The organism is Pectobacterium actinidiae (assembly GCF_000803315.1).
Lineage (GTDB): Bacteria > Pseudomonadota > Gammaproteobacteria > Enterobacterales > Enterobacteriaceae > Pectobacterium > Pectobacterium actinidiae.
This window is the reverse complement of record NZ_JRMH01000001.1, coordinates 48921-65325: the sequence shown is the minus strand read 5'-3', so window position 1 is coordinate 65325 and position 16405 is coordinate 48921. Positions and strand designations below refer to the sequence as shown.

General features: G+C 52.2%; 20 protein-coding genes. 8 read left to right on the top strand and 12 right to left on the bottom strand.

The annotated features are described in order from the left end of the window. From sspB to zapE, 5 genes are all read right to left on the bottom strand, one after another. On the bottom strand, nucleotides 1–504 hold the full coding sequence (gene sspB / locus KKH3_RS00330) for a ClpXP protease specificity-enhancing factor (protein ID WP_010296690.1): 504 nt from the start codon (nucleotides 502–504) through the stop codon (nucleotides 1–3). Between the two features lie 5 nt (nucleotides 505–509). Then, nucleotides 510–1151, bottom strand: coding sequence for a stringent starvation protein SspA (gene sspA, locus KKH3_RS00325; protein ID WP_005975503.1), 642 nt, complete (start codon nucleotides 1149–1151; stop codon nucleotides 510–512). A gap of 332 nt (nucleotides 1152–1483) precedes the next feature. After that, nucleotides 1484–1876, bottom strand: coding sequence for a 30S ribosomal protein S9 (rpsI, locus tag KKH3_RS00320; protein ID WP_039346610.1), 393 nt, complete (start codon nucleotides 1874–1876; stop codon nucleotides 1484–1486). Between the two features lie 15 nt (nucleotides 1877–1891). Continuing rightward, nucleotides 1892–2320, bottom strand: a complete 429-nt coding sequence (rplM, locus tag KKH3_RS00315; protein ID WP_005975488.1) for a 50S ribosomal protein L13 — start codon at nucleotides 2318–2320, stop codon at nucleotides 1892–1894. 237 nt (nucleotides 2321–2557) lie between these two features. After that, nucleotides 2558–3709 (bottom strand): cell division protein ZapE, encoded by a 1152-nt coding sequence (zapE, locus tag KKH3_RS00310; protein ID WP_039361960.1) that lies wholly within the window; start codon nucleotides 3707–3709, stop codon nucleotides 2558–2560. 221 nt (nucleotides 3710–3930) lie between these two features. Between zapE and zapG the strand changes: the two genes are divergently transcribed. The 3 genes from zapG (at nucleotide 3931) to degS (ending at nucleotide 7395) form a co-directional block, all read left to right on the top strand. Next, the gene (gene zapG, locus KKH3_RS00305) at nucleotides 3931–4335 is read left to right on the top strand and encodes a Z-ring associated protein ZapG (RefSeq protein WP_010296674.1); all 405 of its coding nucleotides are present in this window, start codon (nucleotides 3931–3933) and stop codon (nucleotides 4333–4335) included. Nucleotides 4336–4790: 455 nt separating this feature from the next. After that, on the top strand, nucleotides 4791–6161 hold the full coding sequence (degQ, locus tag KKH3_RS00300; RefSeq protein WP_039354627.1) for a serine endoprotease DegQ: 1371 nt from the start codon (nucleotides 4791–4793) through the stop codon (nucleotides 6159–6161). A gap of 136 nt (nucleotides 6162–6297) precedes the next feature. Then, complete coding sequence (degS, locus tag KKH3_RS00295) at nucleotides 6298–7395, top strand: outer membrane-stress sensor serine endopeptidase DegS (RefSeq protein ID WP_039354624.1); 1098 nt, start codon at nucleotides 6298–6300, stop codon at nucleotides 7393–7395. Nucleotides 7396–7487: 92 nt separating this feature from the next. Here the strand turns inward: degS and murA are convergent, their stop codons facing one another. The 7 genes from murA to mlaF all read right to left on the bottom strand — a co-directional run bounded on the left by murA (nucleotide 7488) and on the right by mlaF (nucleotide 12339). Next, nucleotides 7488–8750, bottom strand: coding sequence for a UDP-N-acetylglucosamine 1-carboxyvinyltransferase (murA, locus tag KKH3_RS00290; RefSeq protein WP_039354621.1), 1263 nt, complete (start codon nucleotides 8748–8750; stop codon nucleotides 7488–7490). Between the two features lie 80 nt (nucleotides 8751–8830). Continuing rightward, nucleotides 8831–9085, bottom strand: a complete 255-nt coding sequence (gene ibaG / locus KKH3_RS00285; protein WP_010280170.1) for a BolA family iron metabolism protein IbaG — start codon at nucleotides 9083–9085, stop codon at nucleotides 8831–8833. A gap of 134 nt (nucleotides 9086–9219) precedes the next feature. Then, nucleotides 9220–9510, bottom strand: a complete 291-nt coding sequence (gene mlaB / locus KKH3_RS00280; RefSeq protein WP_039354617.1) for a lipid asymmetry maintenance protein MlaB — start codon at nucleotides 9508–9510, stop codon at nucleotides 9220–9222. Nucleotides 9511–9523: 13 nt separating this feature from the next. After that, the gene (mlaC, locus tag KKH3_RS00275; protein ID WP_039354614.1) at nucleotides 9524–10153 is read right to left on the bottom strand and encodes a phospholipid-binding protein MlaC; all 630 of its coding nucleotides are present in this window, start codon (nucleotides 10151–10153) and stop codon (nucleotides 9524–9526) included. 12 nt (nucleotides 10154–10165) lie between these two features. Next, nucleotides 10166–10732: an outer membrane lipid asymmetry maintenance protein MlaD gene (mlaD, locus tag KKH3_RS00270; protein WP_039354612.1), complete on the bottom strand. Its 567-nt coding sequence runs from the start codon at nucleotides 10730–10732 to the stop codon at nucleotides 10166–10168. 4 nt (nucleotides 10733–10736) lie between these two features. After that, nucleotides 10737–11519: a lipid asymmetry maintenance ABC transporter permease subunit MlaE gene (gene mlaE, locus KKH3_RS00265; protein WP_039354609.1), complete on the bottom strand. Its 783-nt coding sequence runs from the start codon at nucleotides 11517–11519 to the stop codon at nucleotides 10737–10739. 7 nt (nucleotides 11520–11526) lie between these two features. Then, nucleotides 11527–12339: a phospholipid ABC transporter ATP-binding protein MlaF gene (gene mlaF, locus KKH3_RS00260; protein ID WP_039354606.1), complete on the bottom strand. Its 813-nt coding sequence runs from the start codon at nucleotides 12337–12339 to the stop codon at nucleotides 11527–11529. Nucleotides 12340–12627: 288 nt separating this feature from the next. Here mlaF and KKH3_RS00255 point away from each other — a divergent pair, with 288 nt between their 5' ends. Genes KKH3_RS00255 through lptA form a run of 5 tightly spaced genes read left to right on the top strand, consistent with a single transcriptional unit; the run spans nucleotide 12628 to nucleotide 16402 of the window. Continuing rightward, on the top strand, nucleotides 12628–13593 hold the full coding sequence (locus KKH3_RS00255; RefSeq protein WP_039354603.1) for a calcium/sodium antiporter: 966 nt from the start codon (nucleotides 12628–12630) through the stop codon (nucleotides 13591–13593). A gap of 39 nt (nucleotides 13594–13632) precedes the next feature. Continuing rightward, nucleotides 13633–14706, top strand: coding sequence for an arabinose-5-phosphate isomerase KdsD (kdsD, locus tag KKH3_RS00250; RefSeq protein WP_039354600.1), 1074 nt, complete (start codon nucleotides 13633–13635; stop codon nucleotides 14704–14706). Nucleotides 14707–14725: 19 nt separating this feature from the next. Further along, nucleotides 14726–15292 (top strand): 3-deoxy-manno-octulosonate-8-phosphatase KdsC, encoded by a 567-nt coding sequence (gene kdsC / locus KKH3_RS00245; RefSeq protein WP_010296644.1) that lies wholly within the window; start codon nucleotides 14726–14728, stop codon nucleotides 15290–15292. Beyond that, on the top strand, nucleotides 15289–15855 hold the full coding sequence (gene lptC, locus KKH3_RS00240) for an LPS export ABC transporter periplasmic protein LptC (RefSeq protein ID WP_039354597.1): 567 nt from the start codon (nucleotides 15289–15291) through the stop codon (nucleotides 15853–15855). The genes kdsC and lptC overlap by 4 nt, the downstream gene beginning before the upstream one ends. After that, the gene (gene lptA / locus KKH3_RS00235; protein WP_039354595.1) at nucleotides 15836–16402 is read left to right on the top strand and encodes a lipopolysaccharide ABC transporter substrate-binding protein LptA; all 567 of its coding nucleotides are present in this window, start codon (nucleotides 15836–15838) and stop codon (nucleotides 16400–16402) included. Before lptC ends, lptA begins: the two co-directional genes overlap by 20 nt. Nucleotides 16403–16405 lie beyond the last annotated feature (3 nt).

Genomic DNA, 16405 nt, shown 5'->3' with positions numbered 1-16405 from the left:
TTACTTCACGACCCGTAGCGACGGTCGGCCACCTTTAGGTGGCTGCGGTGGTTCATCATCAGAACCCGAACCATCGTCAGGTGCTTCAGAATCAGGTGAGCTATCGACAATCGACATGACCGTCCCTGAAGCGGGTGCGCCTTCCTGAAAGTCTTCGTATTCACCAGCAGATTCGTAAGCAGGTTCGGACTCAAACATCGTTCCAGCGCCGTTCTCACGCGCATAGATCGCCATGACGGCCGCCATCGGCACATAAACCTGGCGCGGTACGCCGCCAAAACGGGCATTGAAACGAACGCTGTCATCAGCTAACTCAAGGCCGCCAACAGCACGCGGTGCGATATTCAGCACGATCTGGCCGTCACGGGCGAACTCCATCGGCACCATAACATCCGGTAAAGTGACATCTACCACCAGATGAGGCGTTAATTGGTTATCCAGCAACCAATCATAAAAAGCCCGTAATAAATACGGACGACGCGGAGACAGTTGAGACAACGCCATACAGTTTAACCTCGGGTTTGCAAACGCATTTCACGTTCCACTTCCGTCAGGGAAGCCAGGAACGCATCACGCTCAAAGACGCGAGTCATGTAGCCTTTCAGCTCTTTCGCGCCCGAACCACTCAGTTCAATGCCTAACTGCGGCAAACGCCACAGCAGCGGAGCCAGATAGCAATCCACCAGGCTGAACTCTTCGCTCATGAAATAAGGCGCTTCATTGAATACTGGGGCAATGGCCAGCAGTTCTTCACGCAATTGCTTACGCGCCGCGTCCGCTTCCTGAGCGCTGCCGTGCGTAATTTTCTTCAGCAAAGAATACCAGTCGCTCTCAATACGATGCATCATCAGGCGGCTGTTACCGCGCGCAACTGGATAGACAGGCATTAACGGCGGATGAGGAAAACGTTCATCCAGATACTCCATGATAATGCGTGATTCATAGAGCGTCAGTTCGCGATCGACCAGCGTCGGAACGGAACCATAAGGATTGAGGTCAATAAGATCCTGAGGCAGATTATCCATGTCTACCTGCTCAATCTCGACACTCACACCTTTTTCCGCCAATACAATGCGGACCTGATGGCTAAAAATGTCGGACGGACCAGAAAACAGCGTCATTACCGAACGTTTGTTGGCAGCGACAGCCATGAAAACCTCCAAGTTTATCGAGAAAATATGGCGAATAACCGTGCAGTCAGTAACCTGCAAACTGCTATTCGAAATGCTGCTCGCCAATGTGTGTAAACGTCACCTGACAAAATCCGGCGTTTTAAACAGCTACACGATAGCTGGCACACAGGCATAAAATCGGCGAATATCTTATCAGATTTTGTTCGTTTTGTGGGGATATAAGCGTAATTTCATCGCTAACATGCGGAAAGTACAGCGTATATTTCGAGGAAATTTATTTTTAGGCATAAAAAACCCGGTGACCAGCACCGGGTTTTTCTGCATTGATTTCGCTGCAAAGCAGCCAGAAATTAACGCTTGGAGAACTGAGGACGACGACGTGCTTTACGCAGGCCGACTTTCTTACGTTCAACCTGACGAGCATCACGAGTAACGAAACCAGCTTTACGCAGTTCGCTACGCAGAGACTCATCATACTCCATCAGAGCGCGGGTGATACCGTGACGGATCGCACCAGCCTGACCAGAGATACCACCACCTTTAACGGTGATGTACAGATCCAGTTTCTCAACCATGTCGACCAGTTCCAGCGGCTGACGAACTACCATGCGGGCAGTTTCGCGACCGAAGTACTGTTCCAGACTACGCTGGTTGATAACGATGTTACCGTTGCCCGGTTTGATGAACACGCGAGCGGCGGAGCTTTTGCGGCGACCAGTGCCGTAGTATTGATTTTCAGCCATTGCCTATAATCCCGATTAAATGTCCAGAACTTGCGGTTGCTGTGCCGCGTGATTGTGCTCGGTGCCCGCGTAAACTTTCAGTTTACGGAACATAGCACGACCCAACGGGCCCTTCGGCAGCATGCCTTTAACCGCGATTTCAATCACACGCTCAGGACGGCGGGCAATCATCTCTTCAAAGGTCGCTTGTTTAATACCACCGATGTGACCGGTGTGATGATAATAAATCTTGTCAGTACGCTTGTTGCCAGTTACAGCAACTTTGTCAGCGTTCAGAACGATGATGTAATCACCCGTATCAACGTGCGGAGTGTATTCCGCTTTATGCTTGCCGCGCAGACGACGAGCCAGTTCAGTAGCGAGACGGCCTAAAGTTTTACCGTTCGCATCAACAACGTACCAGTCGCGTTTTACGGTCTCTGGTTTAGCTGTAAAAGTTTTCATTAAAAGCTTACCCAATAATTAGTTACACGTTGGTGAACACCCAAACGCTCGAAAACAGTTGAGGCTCACACGACCATCAAGTCCAGCAAACCTACCCCTTCGAATAGCCATTGCCGGCACTATAAAGTTTTTGGGAAAAAAACTTTGTTGTAACGTGGGGTCGCAAGATTATAGAGAAGTCATTCTCAAAGATCGACCTTTTTTCACACGCAAATGACTAAAAAACCGCAGCCTGCGTTACGCCAAATGTGGCTGTCGTAAGTACTCTTCGCTCTGCATTTCCTGCAAACGGGATAAACAGCGCTGGTATTCAAATTTCAGGTGCTCTCCCTGGTAGATCTCAAACATCGATGCCTGCGCAGAAATAATCAATTTGATACGGCGATCGTAGCACTCGTCCACCAGCGCCAGAAAACGGCGGGCAGTGTTCTCTTCCTTGCTTTCCATCACCGTCACATTGTGCAACAGCATCGTGTGGTAAAGGCGCGACAGTGCGATGTAATCATTCTGGCTACGCGCTTCTGTACACAGCGTGTGGAAATCGACCGCCAATACACCTTCACTCACGCCAAGTGTCGATAACGGGCGATGATTGATCTCCAGCATCGGTCCCGGCGTTTGCCACGGTTTCCCGGTCAGACGGGTAAACATCTGCTGCATCGCAGCATCCGTCTCTTCATTCAGCGGCGAGAGATAAAGGTGTGCCTGTGTCAGCGTACGCAAACGATAATCGATACCCGCATCGACATTACGCACGTCGCAATACTGCTTAATCAGCTCAATCGCAGGCAGAAAACGCGCACGTTGTAATCCATTGCGGTAAAGATCGTCCGGCGGAATATTCGACGTCGCCACCAGCGCAATGCCACGAGCAAACAGCGCACGCAGCAGTTCAGCCAGCAGCATCGCATCGGTAATATCAGAGACGAAAAATTCATCGAAACACAGCACATCCGTTTCGGCTTTAAAACCGTCGGCCACTTTCTCAAGCGGATTTTCCTGCCCCTGAAACTGGTTCAGCTCTTCATGCACACGCAGCATAAAACGGTGAAAGTGCAGGCGCATCTTGCGCTCAGCCGGCAAGCTGTGGAAAAACATATCCATCAGCCAGGTTTTACCGCGCCCGACGCCGCCCCACATGTACAGCCCTTGAACCGGCGCAGATTCCCGCTTATTACGTCGCCCCAGCCAGCTACGCCATTTCCCCACGCGGTCAGATGCCCCCGCATCACCATCAGCAGCACGTTCACATAACGCCTGATATATCGCTTCCAGACGCACAACGGTTTGCCGCTGCACCTCGTCTGGCTGATATTCACCCGCGGAAAGCGCCTGCTGGTAAAGTGCTAAGGGTGTTGTTTGCTGCTGTGTTGTCTGTGGAATAACCATAGCCATCGCAATCCCTGAGAAAAAAGTTAGTCGTGTTTTGCTGTGTGTTGTCGTCGATTTAAGCCGTAATCGTCGCAGTTAACAACCTTGATGTCTGCGATAGGTCAACATTCCTTTCTGTCATCGAGTATCAGGATTCCACTCAGGCAAGGTTAACGGTTATAGTGACTATTATTAAGTGAAAAACCCTACGGGACAACGACGTCAAAATAGGAGCTATTATGACTTGGGAGTATGCGCTGATAGGTTTAGTTGTCGGTATTATTATTGGTGCTGTCGCCATGCGCTTTGGCAACCGTAAGCTGCGGCAACAGCAGGTCTTGCAGAATGAGCTGGAGAAAAGCAAAACCGAACTGGAAGATTATCGTCAGGAATTGGTGGGACACTTCGCCCGCAGTGCAGAGCTGCTGGATAACATGGCGGATGATTATCGTCAGCTTTATCAGCACATGGCGAAAAGCTCCAATAATCTGTTACCTCACGTTCCCGGTCAGGATAATCCGTTTAAATATCGTCTGACCGAATCAGAAGCGGATAACGATCAGGCTCCGGTGAACATGCCGCCGCGCGATTATTCAGACGGCGCTTCAGGCCTGTTACGGGGCGAACGCCCGATTCGCAAGTAATATCAACTAATTATACCCTAGATAATTCGGGCTGTAGGACGGCGGCAAGCGAAAAAATCCCGATGCGCTGACTCAAGTAAGTGATTCGGGTGACAAATCTGCCTGGAGCAGATTTGAATGCTGCTTGCAGCGGCCCCAACGGGGCGAGGCTCATGGATGAGCCGAGTAACGGACGCAGCCAACACACCTACAGCTTGAAGTATGACGGGTATAACGTGGGGCTTTCCGCCTCACGCTTTCCCTTCTCTTGTTCTACGCTTAAAGCGCTTGTACGTTTAAGACGCGTACCGCAGGCTGCCATCGCCCGATCACGCACTAAAAAAGCGATAGTTACAATCTGCTGACGAAACAGCAGTGAACTTTACACATTGATCGCCAGTCTGACTCTTCACCGTGTCTTTAAGTTTATATATCATCGTTTTATTCATCCGCAGGCCGTGAGAGAGTTAATAACAATGAAAAAAACATCATTATTATTTAGTGCACTGGCAATGAGTATCGGTTTGACCCTGTCCACGCTTCCGGCAGCGAATGCTGCGCTGCCTGCCGTGGTTCAAGGCCAACAGACGCCAAGTCTGGCCCCAATGCTGGAGAAAGTCTTGCCAGCCGTCGTCAGCGTGCACGTTGAAGGTACACAGGTACAGCGTCAGCGCGTACCGGAAGAGTTCAAGTTCTTCTTTGGCCCTAACTTCCCGACGGACAAACAAAATTCGCGTCCGTTTGAAGGGCTGGGTTCTGGCGTCATTATTGACGCTGCAAAAGGTTACGTGCTTACCAACAATCACGTGATCAATAACGCCGACAAGATCCGCGTTCAGCTTAATGACGGACGTGAATATGAGGCGAAATTGATTGGTCGCGATGAGCAGACCGATATCGCCCTGCTACAGCTGAATAACGCCAAGAACCTGGTCTCTGTCAAAATGGCCGACTCCGATCAACTGCGCGTCGGTGATTTCGCCGTTGCCGTGGGTAACCCATTCGGCCTTGGTCAGACCGCAACGTCCGGTATTATCTCCGCACTGGGACGTAGCGGCCTGAATCTTGAAGGGTTAGAAAACTTCATCCAGACCGATGCATCCATCAACCGCGGTAACTCCGGCGGTGCACTGGTGAACCTCAACGGTGAGCTGATCGGTATCAACACAGCGATCCTGGCGCCGGGCGGCGGAAACATCGGCATCGGTTTCGCTATCCCCAGCAACATGGCCCAGAATCTGGCACAGCAGTTGGTTGAATTTGGCGAAGTGAAACGTGGGCTGCTCGGTATCAAAGGCAGTGAGATGACGTCTGAGATGGCGAAAGCCTTCAACGTCGACGCACAGCGCGGTGCCTTCGTCAGCGAAGTCTTACCGAAGTCTGCCGCATCCAAAGCCGGTATTAAGGCAGGCGATGTATTGACGACGCTCGATGGTAAACCGATCAGCAGCTTTGCAGAACTGCGAGCCAAAGTCGGCACTACCGCGCCGGGCAAGACCGTGAAAATCGGCCTGCTGCGTGATGGCAAGCCGCAGGAAGTTTCCGTCGTGTTGGATAACAGCTCATCGGCATCAACGAGCGCTGAAACGCTTTCACCGTCATTGCAGGGTGCTTCTCTGACCAATGGTCAATTGAAAGACGGTAGCAAAGGCGTACAGATTGATAACGTCGCTAAGGACACACCTGCTGCGCAGGTCGGTCTGCAAAAAGGCGATATCATCATCGGCGTAAACCGCGAGCGCATTGAAAACATCACGCAACTGCGCAAACTGCTGGAAGCGAAGCCTTCCGTTCTAGCCTTGAATATCGTTCGTGGCGAAGAAACGATTTACCTGCTGCTACGTTAATCGCTTGCCGTCTTTTTCGGCAGCTTAACGGGCCAGAACATCGCTGATGTTAAAAAATCGGACACCGAGCCATGCGGTGTCCGAACTTCTCGTGATATCCTCCCATCATCTCCCTTTTCCACAGTAAATCACGGCCATGCTTGCTAAGTTATTACGTTCAGCGCTCTTTGGTGCCCTCGTCGCCGGTATTATTCTGGCCGTACTGCCCTTTGTCGGGTCTGGCACGTCGTTTCTGAAAGGCAATGACAAAAATACTGATGGTTCGCCTATAAGCTACCATCAGGGCGTCAGCCATGCGGCGCCTGCTGTGGTGAACATTTATAACCGGGTTGCCAAGGAGGACAAACCCAACGAAGTCGCCATTCATCCTCTCGGATCCGGCGTCATCATGAATGAAAAAGGGTATATTTTAACCAACAAGCATGTGATTAATAACGTGCAACAAATCCAGATAGAGCTGTCAGACGGCAGGCTGTACGAAGCCCGCGTGATCGGCTCCGATAGCCTGACTGACCTGGCCGTGTTGCAAATTGATGGCGTCAATCTGCCGGTGATTCCCATGAATCCAGACCGCGTACCGCACGTCGGCGATGTCGTGATGGCGATCGGCAACCCTTATAATCTGGGGCAAACCGTCACTCAAGGCGTCATCAGCGCCACGGGTCGCGTCAGCCTCAGCGCTTATGGCCAACAAAGAAGCCAGGTAGGACGACAGAACTTGCTGCAAACCGATGCATCAATCAATCACGGAAATTCCGGCGGGGCGCTGGTCAACACACTCGGTGAACTGGTCGGTATTAATACCCTCTCTTTTGATAAAAGTAACAATGGCGAAACACCAGAAGGCATTAGCTTCGCGATTCCTGTCGCACTGGCAACCAAGGTGATGGGCAAACTCATCCGCGATGGCCGCGTAGTTCGCGGCTATATTGGCATCAATGGCGTACAGCTCGAGAGCATTGAAACCAGCAGTCCGACCAATAGCAGCGGAGCACAGGGAAGATTAAGCGGGATTCTCGTTCAGACTATCGACCCAGGCGGCCCGGCAGATAAAGCAGGTATCCACATTGAGGACGTCATCGTTAGCGTGAATAATAAGCCTGCACGCTCGATTATTGAAACCATGGAACAGGTTTCGGAAATTCGCCCCGGCACCGTCATTCCCGTCACGATTGAACGTGATAAAAAGCAATTCACGCTACAAATGACAATTCAGGAATTTCCTACCCAATAGCGGTATTCAAAGCGAGTGGATAAAACACTATCAGCAGACAAGAAACCGGGTGGGAACCCACCCGGCTGATAAACATGATGCTGTTGAAACGCTTACTCGTGCTCTTTAACGCGCTCGATATTCGCACCTAACGCACGCAGCTTATCTTCGATACGGTCATAGCCACGATCGATGTGATAAATACGATCCACTATCGTCACCCCTTCCGCGATACAGCCTGCTAACACCAGACTGGCTGACGCACGTAAGTCGGTCGCCATCACCTGCGCACCAGACAGCTTATCGACGCCGTGGCAAATCACCGTATTGCTCTCAATTTCCGCCTGTGCACCCATACGGATAAGCTCAGGCACATGCATGAAGCGGTTTTCGAAGATGGTTTCGGTAATCACGCCTGTCCCTTCCGCAACCAGATTCAGCAGGCTGAACTGCGCCTGCATATCCGTCGGGAAACCTGGGTGCGGTGACGTGCGAACGGTAACGGCTTTCGGGCGCTTACCGTGCATATCCAGACTGATCCAATCTTCACCGATTTCGATCTCTGCGCCCGCTTCGCGCAGCTTCGCCAATACCGCATCCAGCGTATCAGGACGTGTATTACGGCAAATAATCTGACCACGAGATACCGCAGCCGCGACCAGGAATGTCCCGGTTTCAATACGGTCAGGCACCACGCGATAGACACCACCACCCAGACGCGCAACGCCTTCAATGGTGATTTTATCCGTGCCTGCGCCGCTGATTTTCGCACCCAGCGTATTCAGGAAGTTGGCCGTATCGACAATCTCGGGTTCACGCGCCGCGTTCTCAATAATCGTGGTGCCTTCCGCCAGCGTCGCCGCGCTCATGATGGTCACCGTGGCACCCACGCTCACTTTGTCCATCACGATGTGCGCACCTTTCAGGCGGCCATCAACCGTCGCTTTAACATAGCCTTCTTCCAGTACGATCTGCGCACCGAGCTGCTCAAGGCCGTAAATGTGCAAATCTACCGGGCGCGCGCCAATCGCACAGCCGCCGGGCAGTGAAACCTGACCTTGACCAAAACGCGCCACCAGCGGCCCTAAAGCCCAGATAGAGGCGCGCATGGTTTTCACCAGATCGTACGGCGCGCAGAACACGTTTACATCACTGGCATCCACATGGACGGAACCATTACGCTCAACGCGCGCACCCAACTGCCCCAGCAGCTTCATGGTGGTATCAATGTCGCGCAGTTTCGGTACGTTCTGAATTTCTACTGGCTCTTCTGCGAGCAACGCAGCGAACAGGATGGGCAACGCAGCATTCTTGGCGCCAGAAATGGTCACTTCACCCGCTAAGCGGGTTGGGCCCTGAACACGAAATTTATCCATAGTCTTTGTATCTCGATGTCTTAATTCAATATGTCGTCACACTGATACTGGCAATTTACTCCCACACGCATGGGGAATACTTAGAAGCCGTTCAGTTTACGGTCGCGTTGCCACTCTTCTGGCGTATAGGCCTTGATCGACAGCGCGTGAATACGGTTATCCGCGATGTACTCCATCAGCGGCGCATAAACAGCCTGCTGTTTTTTGACTCGGCTCATTCCAGCAAAAAGTCCGCCCACTACGATGACCTGAAAATGGCTGCCATCACCAGAAACATGGGCTTCTTCCAGTGCCAATGCATTCATCAGCACGTCTTTAATTTCGTTATTTTCCATCGCTCTCGATTTCTATGTCAGGGGGAGATGATTTACAGGGAGGTATCTTAGATGAATATGACGTTATCTTAAACAAAGAATGCGCCCCTTCAGACGATGCCTAAAGGGGCGAATCCGGTAACTCGCGTTACCGCTTAAGACACAGGAATGATTTCATTCAGATTATAGAGCGCAATAAGCGTTTTTAGCCGCTCGCTGGCACCGACAATCGCTATCTCTCCGCCTGAAGACGGCTGCTGATAAACGTGCATCAGCAATGCTAACCCGGCAGAATCAACGCGATGGAGTCCAGACACATCCAGCGTGGTTTTATCCGCCAGCAACGATTCACGCTGCTGCCAGAACGGTAACAGCGTTTCACGATCCAGATCGCCCGTTAACGCCAGCGTGGCGTCCTGTGCCTGCCAGTTCAATGCGTTCGCCATGTTCATGCCTAAATTACTTTTTCTGATCCAACGTGATGGTCTGCTTCGCCGAGGACTCCAACTGCTGAGTCAGGCCATCAACGCCTTTCTGACGCAGTATTGTCGCCCACTCGTTCTGCTTCGTGGTGATCATACTGACACCCTCAGCAATCATGTCGTACGCCTGCCAGTTACCCGTTTGACTGTTCTTACGCCATTGAAAATCCAGGCGTACCGGAGGTCGGCCACCGTTATCAACGATGGTGACGCGAATAGGCACAATATTGGCGTTACCCAGCGGCTGCTCAGGAACGATCTGATAGGTCTGACCGTGGTACAGCGCCAGAGCCTGGCCGTAGGCCTGCTCCAGATAAGCTTCAAACGCTTTGAAATAAGCATCACGCTGTGCTGGCGTTGCATCTTTGTAGTAACGGCCCAGAACCAGTGCGCCGGCATATCTCACTTGAACATACGGCAGAAGTTCTTCACGTACGATTGTGCGTAAATAGTCAGGATTTTGTTTAATTTGTGGCTGCTCATTTTTCAAACGATTAAAGGTTTTCTCCGCCGCTTCATTCATTAAACGATAGGGGTTCGTTTGATCCGCCGCGTTGGCTAATGGCGCCACCACCAGTAAAGCCACCATCAGTAAACGTTTAAACATGCAGATATCCTCTTATGGATGTGAAGGAACAGGTTCGTTATTGTGCTCAGGAGTTGCCGCAGGATCGGCACCCGGCTCCGAACCCGATTGACCGGCATTATCTTCGCTATTGCTGCCGCTCTTATATAGGAATTGACCGATGAGATCTTCAAGCACCATGGCTGACTTCGTGTCCTGAATCACACCACCGTCTTTCAGGATCGCAGTGCCCATTTCCTCATCTTCAAACCCAATGTTCAGTGCCAGATACTGTTCGCCCAGCAAGCCGGAGGTACGAATGGCCAGAGAGCTGGTATCAGGAATATGATCGTAGCGCTGCTGAATATCCATCGCCACGCGCGGCAGGTACGTTTTCTCGTCCAGCGAAATATCCGCTACACGGCCAATAACTACCCCACCAATTCTGATCGGAGAACGCGCTTTCAGCCCGCCAATGTTGTCAAACGTCGCATACAGGCGATACGTCGGCTCGCTACCGATCGCTTTGAGATCGGCTACTTTCAGGCATAAAAAGAGGATAGCAGCCAGCGCGATCAACATAAACACACCAACCCAGACTTCAGTTTTCTTTGTTTGCATCGACTCAGTTCCCAAACATCAGTGCTGTCAGCACAAAATCCAATCCCAGTACCGCTAACGACGAGTGCACGACGGTTCGTGTCGTTGCACGGCTGATCCCCTCAGACGTCGGGATCGCGTCATAGCCGTTAAACAGTGCAATCCAGGTCACGGTAATCGCAAATACGATACTTTTAATCACGCAGTTCAACACATCCTGACGCCAGTCAACCGCGCCCTGCATGGCAGACCAGAAGAACCCACTGTCGATGCCTTTCCAGTCCACACCGACCAACGCGCCTCCCCAAATGCCCACCGCGACAAAAATCACCGCCAGCAGCGGCATGCTGATTAACCCCGCCCAGAAACGCGGCGCAACCACGCGACGCAGCGGATCGACCGCCATCATCTCCATGCTGGAGAGCTGCTCTGTTGCCTTCATCAGGCCAATTTCCGCCGTCAGTGCGGAACCCGCACGTCCGGCGAACAGTAATGCCGTCACCACCGGACCAAGCTCACGCAGCAGCGACAGCGCCACCATCATGCCCAGGCTGGCCTCGGCGCTGTAAGTCGTCAGGATGATATAGCCCTGCAACCCTAGCACCATACCGATGAATAGACCGGAAACTATAATGATCAGCAGCGACTGCACGCCAACGCTGTACAGCTGTTTCACCAGCAGCGGCCACTGTTTTCTGAATTCGGGTTTACCCACCAGCGCATTAAACAGCATCAGCCCGGCGCGCCCAAACGAGGCACTGGTGGAAATTCCCTGACGCCCCAACGACGCCAACGTCCGTAATAACATGACTGCGTTAACCCCCTGAACCTAGCAGCGACGTTTTATAGTCACCCGCAGGAAAACGGAAAGGCACTGGCCCGTCGGCGATACCATCCAGAAACTGACGAACCTGCGGGTCATTGTTCGCCCTCAGTTCATCCGCCGTTCCTTCAGCCACCACCCGCTTGTCGGCCACGATATAGGCGTAATCAGCGATGCTCATCACCTCTGGCACATCGTGAGAAACCACAATGCAGGTCACACCCAATGCATGGTTCAGCTCGTCGATGAGCTTCACCAGCGTCCCCAATGTAATCGGATCCTGCCCGACAAAAGGCTCATCAAACATAATCAACTGTGGATCGAGCGCAATAGCTCTCGCCAGCGCCGCACGCCGCGCCATGCCGCCGGAAAGCTCTGCTGGCATCAGCTCCGCCGCACCGCGTAGCCCCACGGCTTCCAGCTTCATCATGACAATGCTACGCAGCAAGGATTCCGGTAGTTGGGTATGTTCACGCAGCGGCCAGGCGACATTATCAAACACGTTCAAATCGGTGAATAACGCACCGGACTGAAACAACATGCTCATTTTCTTGCGCGCGTTGTACAGTTCGCTGCGCGACAGCGTCGGGATATTCTCGCCATCAAACCAGATTTCGCCGCTGTCTGGCGGTAGCTGTCCGCCAATCAGGCGCAACAGCGTGGTTTTACCGATACCGGAAGGCCCCATGATCGCAGTGACCTTGCCTTTAGGCACATTCAGCGTGATGTCCGTAAAAATCTCTCGCTCTCCGCGCCGAAAGCTAAGACCACGGATCTCGACCAGATTAGTTGCCTCATGGTTCATTATTTCCATTCCTTACCAATCAGTACGCTTATGTCGCATCTTTCACTCCAGCCTAACGGCTGTCTTTCATCAAGGTGCGAGTTTTACAAAAACTTACCGTAAGTTCTTGTCCAAAATGGCGGCATAAACCGTTACCGGGTTTTACTTATCGCGACAGGTTTTACTTTTGCGCCAAGCACCGTCAGAATTAGCACTCATCACAAAAAATGCTTTTTGTGCGAAAATCGTCCAGAAATGCTGATTTATTCGACAACAAGCCGGTGATTATATCCTATTAAAGGACGCTGCATGCTGTTTGCAACACTACTCTTGTTCGTTGGTTTGCTATTACTGGTTTACGGTGCCGATCGTCTTGTCTATGGTGCCGCCGTGCTTGCGCGTTCTCTCGGCTTACCTCCTTTCGTTATCGGTATCACCATTGTCGGCTTCGGCACCTCGCTACCGGAGTTGATTGTTTCGGTGACTGCCGCCCTGAACGATCAGAACGACATGGCCGTCGGTAATGTTCTGGGCTCCAATATCACCAATATTTTACTCATTCTCGGCAGCGCAGCACTCATTCGCCCACTCACGGTACATTCGGCCATTTTGCGCCGGGAATTGCCGCTCATGTTGTCCGTCACTTTATTGTGTGGCGTTTTACTGCATGATAGCTACCTGAGCCGCACCGACGGCATAATGCTGCTCTTTGCCGCCATTCTGTGTCTGGTGTTGATACTTCGCATGGCACAACAGGCGCAGCGGGAAGGCGGTGATAGCCTGACTCGCGAACAGCTGGCAGAACTCCCGCAGGATGACAGCAGCCAGATGGTCGCCGTGCTGTGGTTGATTCTAGGCATGATTATTTTACCTATGGCCGCCCGTATGGTGGTGGATAACGCCACCGTCATTGCACGCTACTTTGATGTTAGCGAGTTGACTATCGGGCTGACCATATTGGCGATTGGCACCAGCCTGCCTGAGCTTGCTACCGCTATCGTCGGGACGCTGAAGAAAGAAGATGATATTGCGCTGGGCAACCTGATTGGCTCGAACATTTTTAATATCGCGATTGTTCTGGGCGTCCCTGCACTGCTTTCGCCGGGTGCACTGAACCCTCAGATTTTTCAGCGCGACTATTGGGTCATGCTGGCGGCAAGCGTGCTGTTAACCGCACTGTGCCTCAGCAAAAAACGCCGCATAGGACAGGGCGCAGGCGCATTATTATGCTGCGCGTTTATTGTTTACCTTACGGTGTTGTTCTGTTTTTCATAAGAAGCTGTTCCGTTTTTCATCATAATCAGGACTATTGGTATGTCACAGTTTGAACAAGACGCTCACCTAAAACAGCAGTCTGACCGTGCACTATCCGATCATGCATCACAAGCCGATCACTCGCGACACAAGGCTCATGAACTACCCGCGGATTTCGATTTCCAGCAGGCCGGCAAGCAGGTACTGAGTATCGAACGCGATGGGCTTGCGCAATTAGATCAATACATTGACGACAATTTTACCCTCGCCTGCAAAAAGATATTTCACTGCGAAGGCAAAGTAGTGGTGATGGGAATGGGCAAATCCGGCCATATAGGCTGCAAGATTGCTGCGACCTTCGCCAGCACCGGTACACCTGCTTTTTTTGTTCATCCCGGCGAAGCCAGCCACGGTGACCTCGGCATGGTGACACCGCACGATATCGTGATCGCCATCTCCAATTCTGGCGAATCGCATGAAATTCTGTCGCTGATTCCCGTCCTGAAACGCCAGAAAGTGTTCCTGATCTGCATGACCAGCGCACCCGAAAGTACGATGGGTAAGGCAGCGGATATTCACCTGTGCGTTCACGTCCCACAAGAAGCCTGCCCGCTCGGTCTGGCACCCACCACCAGCACCACCGCAACGCTGGTCATGGGAGATGCGCTGGCCGTAGCCCTGTTACAGGCGCGCGGCTTTACCGCCGAAGATTTCGCGCTTTCTCACCCCGGTGGCGCACTCGGCCGCAAACTTTTACTGCGCGTCAGCGATATCATGCATTCAGGTGACGAGATTCCCCATGTCCCACACGATGCTTCGCTGCGTGATGCGCTAGTGGAAATTACGCGCAAAAATCTGGGTATGACGGTAATCTGCGAGGCGGATATGAAAATTCAGGGCATCTTTACCGATGGTGACCTGCGCCGCATCTTCGACATGAATATTGACTTGAACAGCGCGCGTATTGCTGATGTGATGACCGCGGGCGGCATCCGGGTCGCACCGCAAACGCTGGCGGTGGATGCACTTAACCTGATGCAGTCGCGCCACATCACCTCAGTGCTGGTGGCAGAAAACGATCGTCTGGTCGGGATCGTCCATATGCACGATATGCTGCGGGCTGGCGTGGTTTAATAAGAAAGGATAATAGTGAATGAGTGAAGTCAGGGCGCAAACCGATACCTGCTATGGACCTGTCGATCAACAGGTACTGGATAAAGCCCGTGAGGTTCGCCTGTTAATTTGCGACGTTGACGGCGTGATGTCCGATGGTCTGATTTATATGGGCAACCACGGCGAAGAGCTGAAAGCCTTTAACGTCCGCGACGGCTATGGTATTCGCTGCTTGCTGACGTCCGATATTGAGGTTGCCATCATTACCGGACGTTCAGCAAAATTGCTGGAAGATCGGTGTAAGACACTGGGCATTAACCATCTTTATCAGGGGCAATCGGATAAGGTTTTGGCCTTCAACGATCTGTTGGATAAACTGTCGGTAACGGCAAATCAGGTCGCGTATATCGGCGACGATATGATCGACTGGCCAGTGATGGCTCAGGTTGGGCTGAGCGTTGCCGTGGCTGATGCCCATCCGCTGTTATTACCGCGCGCAGATTATGTCACCCGCATTGCGGGAGGCCGTGGCGCAGTGCGTGAGCTGTGTGATTTGATTCTGTTCTCGCAGGACAAGCTGGAGCATGCCAAAGGGTTGTCAATATGAGTAAAACCAAGCGTTGGCTCACCGCTTTTCTGGCCCTGTTGGTGCTTATCCTCATCGGCTGGAATATTGCGGATGAGGACACGGTAGCCGCACCGGATGCAAACGACCCCGCCGTGCCGGTTTATACCAGCGAAAAGACCAACACGCAGGTATATAGCCCTGCGGGTAAACTGAGCTACAGACTGATTTCGGAAAAAGCGGAGTATTTCAACGACGAGCAGTTGAGCTGGTTTACGACTCCCGTTGCCACGTTGTTCAATGAACAGGGCACGGCAACCTGGTCAGTACGCGCCGATCGCGCCAAGCTGACAAAAGACAAGATGCTCTATCTGTACGGCAACGTCGAGGTGGATAGCCTGACGAAAGACGCACAGCTCCAGCGCATCACAACGAACAATGCCCAAGTGAATCTGGCGACGCAGGACGTCTCTTCCGATGATGAAGTCACCCTGTCCGGTGCCAGCTTTACCTCAAGCGGAATGAAAATGCGCGGGAATCTGCGTAACAAAACGGCCGAGTTGATCGAAAAGGTAAAAACCTCTTATGAAATCCAAAACCAATAACCTCATGCGTAACACCCTGATCGCCAGCTCGCTGTTCGCCGTCAGCATTTCTGCCTTTGCCGTTACCGGCGATAGCAACCAACCTATTCGCATAGATTCAGCACAGCAATCTCTGGACATGCAGGGCAACACGGTAACGTTCACGGGCAATGTTGTCGTGAAGCAAGGAACGATTGAAGTGAAAGCCGACAAGGTCGTCGTGACGCGTCCACAGGGCACGCAAGGCAGTGAAGTCGTGGAAGGTTACGGCAACCCCGTGACGTTCTACCAGATGCAGGACAACGGCAAGCCAGTAAAAGGTCACGCGCAGAAAATCCGCTACGAGCTGGCCAAAGACTTTCTGGTGTTGACAGGGGATGCCTATCTGGAACAGCAGGACAGCAATGTCAAAGGCGATCGCATCACCTATCTGGTGAAACAGCAGCAGATGGAAGCGACCAGCGACAAAGGAAAACGCGTGACGACGGTGTTGGTCCCTTCTCAGCTTCAGGAGAAAGAGACCCAGCCTTCTCGTTCTCAGCAACCGCAACCACGGGTCACTGAATAAGTT

Excerpts from the sequence above, each read along its gene's own strand:
- sspB (WP_010296690.1), bottom strand. The coding sequence starts at position 504 with ATGGCGTTGTCTCAACTGTCTCCGCGTCGTCCGTATTTATTACGGGCT.
- sspA (WP_005975503.1), bottom strand. The coding sequence starts at position 1,151 with ATGGCTGTCGCTGCCAACAAACGTTCGGTAATGACGCTGTTTTCTGGT.
- rpsI (WP_039346610.1), bottom strand. The coding sequence starts at position 1,876 with ATGGCTGAAAATCAATACTACGGCACTGGTCGCCGCAAAAGCTCCGCC.
- rplM (WP_005975488.1), bottom strand. The coding sequence starts at position 2,320 with ATGAAAACTTTTACAGCTAAACCAGAGACCGTAAAACGCGACTGGTAC.
- zapE (WP_039361960.1), bottom strand. The coding sequence starts at position 3,709 with ATGGTTATTCCACAGACAACACAGCAGCAAACAACACCCTTAGCACTT.
- zapG (WP_010296674.1), top strand. The coding sequence starts at position 3,931 with ATGACTTGGGAGTATGCGCTGATAGGTTTAGTTGTCGGTATTATTATT.
- degQ (WP_039354627.1), top strand. The coding sequence starts at position 4,791 with ATGAAAAAAACATCATTATTATTTAGTGCACTGGCAATGAGTATCGGT.
- degS (WP_039354624.1), top strand. The coding sequence starts at position 6,298 with ATGCTTGCTAAGTTATTACGTTCAGCGCTCTTTGGTGCCCTCGTCGCC.
- murA (WP_039354621.1), bottom strand. The coding sequence starts at position 8,750 with ATGGATAAATTTCGTGTTCAGGGCCCAACCCGCTTAGCGGGTGAAGTG.
- ibaG (WP_010280170.1), bottom strand. The coding sequence starts at position 9,085 with ATGGAAAATAACGAAATTAAAGACGTGCTGATGAATGCATTGGCACTG.
- mlaB (WP_039354617.1), bottom strand. The coding sequence starts at position 9,510 with ATGGCGAACGCATTGAACTGGCAGGCACAGGACGCCACGCTGGCGTTA.
- mlaC (WP_039354614.1), bottom strand. The coding sequence starts at position 10,153 with ATGTTTAAACGTTTACTGATGGTGGCTTTACTGGTGGTGGCGCCATTA.
- mlaD (WP_039354612.1), bottom strand. The coding sequence starts at position 10,732 with ATGCAAACAAAGAAAACTGAAGTCTGGGTTGGTGTGTTTATGTTGATC.
- mlaE (WP_039354609.1), bottom strand. The coding sequence starts at position 11,519 with ATGTTATTACGGACGTTGGCGTCGTTGGGGCGTCAGGGAATTTCCACC.
- mlaF (WP_039354606.1), bottom strand. The coding sequence starts at position 12,339 with ATGAACCATGAGGCAACTAATCTGGTCGAGATCCGTGGTCTTAGCTTT.
- KKH3_RS00255 (WP_039354603.1), top strand. The coding sequence starts at position 12,628 with ATGCTGTTTGCAACACTACTCTTGTTCGTTGGTTTGCTATTACTGGTT.
- kdsD (WP_039354600.1), top strand. The coding sequence starts at position 13,633 with ATGTCACAGTTTGAACAAGACGCTCACCTAAAACAGCAGTCTGACCGT.
- kdsC (WP_010296644.1), top strand. The coding sequence starts at position 14,726 with ATGAGTGAAGTCAGGGCGCAAACCGATACCTGCTATGGACCTGTCGAT.
- lptC (WP_039354597.1), top strand. The coding sequence starts at position 15,289 with ATGAGTAAAACCAAGCGTTGGCTCACCGCTTTTCTGGCCCTGTTGGTG.
- lptA (WP_039354595.1), top strand. The coding sequence starts at position 15,836 with ATGAAATCCAAAACCAATAACCTCATGCGTAACACCCTGATCGCCAGC.